The sequence below is a fragment of the Bacillus sp. LR--39 genome (assembly GCF_053613335.1).
Genome location: NZ_JBSIOT010000119.1, coordinates 1 through 1,541, shown reverse-complemented (window position 1 = coordinate 1,541; position 1,541 = coordinate 1). Strand labels below are relative to the sequence as shown.

At 49.4% G+C, this 1,541-nt stretch carries 2 protein-coding genes and 1 pseudogene; all 3 read left to right on the top strand.

Annotated elements, in window-relative coordinates:
• On the top strand, window positions 1-490 hold a 490-nt coding region (uxuA, locus tag ACWHAR_RS20940), incomplete at its 5' end, for a mannonate dehydratase (RefSeq protein ID WP_452087705.1).
• Window positions 487-1,323 carry an SDR family oxidoreductase gene (locus tag ACWHAR_RS20935; protein ID WP_017697311.1) on the top strand — a complete coding sequence of 279 codons (837 nt, stop codon included), beginning with the start codon at window positions 487-489 and terminating at the stop codon, window positions 1,321-1,323. The genes uxuA and ACWHAR_RS20935, both read left to right, overlap by 4 nt.
• A 47-nt stretch (window positions 1,324-1,370) precedes the next feature.
• Window positions 1,371-1,541, top strand: a pseudogene (locus ACWHAR_RS20930) (MFS transporter); the annotation flags it as partial.

Sequence of the window (1,541 nt, the reverse complement as noted above, 5' to 3'; positions counted from 1 at the left end):
GGCCTATGGTGTTCAAATGGCCATTCATCCGGATGACCCGCCGTGGCAGATTTTCGGACTGCCGCGCATTATCACAGGAGAGGCAAGCTATAAGAAACTGCGGGCGATATCAGATTCACCGTCTAATTGTATCACCCTTTGTACAGGTTCAATGGGAGCCAATCCCGCTAACGACATGGTGGAGATCGCTAAAACGTATGCCGGCATCGCTCCATTTTCACATATTCGCAATGTGAAAATTTATGAGAATGGTGATTTTATTGAAACATCTCATTTAACAAAGGATGGTTCGATCAACATTCAAGGCGTGATGGAAGAACTGCATAAGCAGGATTACGAAGGATATGTCAGACCGGATCATGGGCGCCATCTTTGGGGCGAGCAATGCCGCCCGGGATATGGCTTATACGATCGGGCACTTGGCATCATGTATTTGAACGGGTTGTGGGACGCCTATGAAGCAATGGCAAAAAAAGAGGTGGGCGTATGATCCCGCTGCATGAGAACCTGGCAGGTAAAACGGCTGTCATCACTGGCGGCAGCGGCGTGCTTTGCTCTGCGATGGCACGGGAGCTAGCCCGTCATGGCATGAAGGTGGCGATATTGAATCGGACGGCTGAAAAAGGCCAAGCGGTCGTGAAGGAGATAACGGCGGCTGGCGGCACAGCGTGCGCTGTTGCTGCGGATGTGCTAGACAGGATGTCACTGGAGCGGGCAAAGGAAGACATCCTCGGCCAATTTGGCGCTGTTGATCTGTTAATTAACGGGGCTGGCGGCAATCATCCTGACGCGATAACCGATGTGGAGACATATGAAGAAGCGGGAGAAGGCCAATCCTTTTTTGATATGGATGAGAGGGGCTTTCTAACTGTATTCTCCACCAACTTCACCGGTGCGTTTCTGGCCACGCAAGTGTTTGGAAAAGAGCTGCTGAAGGCACATTCACCCGCGATTATCAATCTTTCTTCGATGAGTGCTTATTCACCTATGACGAAGGTTCCGGCATACAGTGCTGCGAAAGCATCCATCAATAATTTTACGATGTGGATGGCTGTTCATTTTGCCGAAACCGGGCTGCGGGTCAATGCGATTGCCCCAGGCTTCTTTCTGACAAAACAAAATCATGATCTGCTGATCAACCAAGACGGAACGTTCACCAGCCGATCTCACAAAATTATTGCGGGAACACCGATGAAGCGCTTCGGAAAACCCGAGGATTTGCTCGGTACGCTCCTTTGGCTGGCGGATGAATCCTATTCCGGTTTTGTCACTGGGATCACCGTTCCTGTCGATGGAGGATTTATGGCTTATTCAGGTGTGTAACGAAAGCGATGCAACAGAAACTGAACCAACATAGGGGTGAGGTTGAGATGTTTTCAAAAGATAAGCTTCCCGTTATCCTTTTTTTGTTCCTGGCAGGGGTGATTAATTACCTGGATCGCTCGGCGCTTTCCATTGCAGCTCCTTTTATTCAGGATGATCTCACATTGTCTGCAACGCAAATGGGCTTGATTTTCAGCAGTTTTTCGATTGGTTATGCG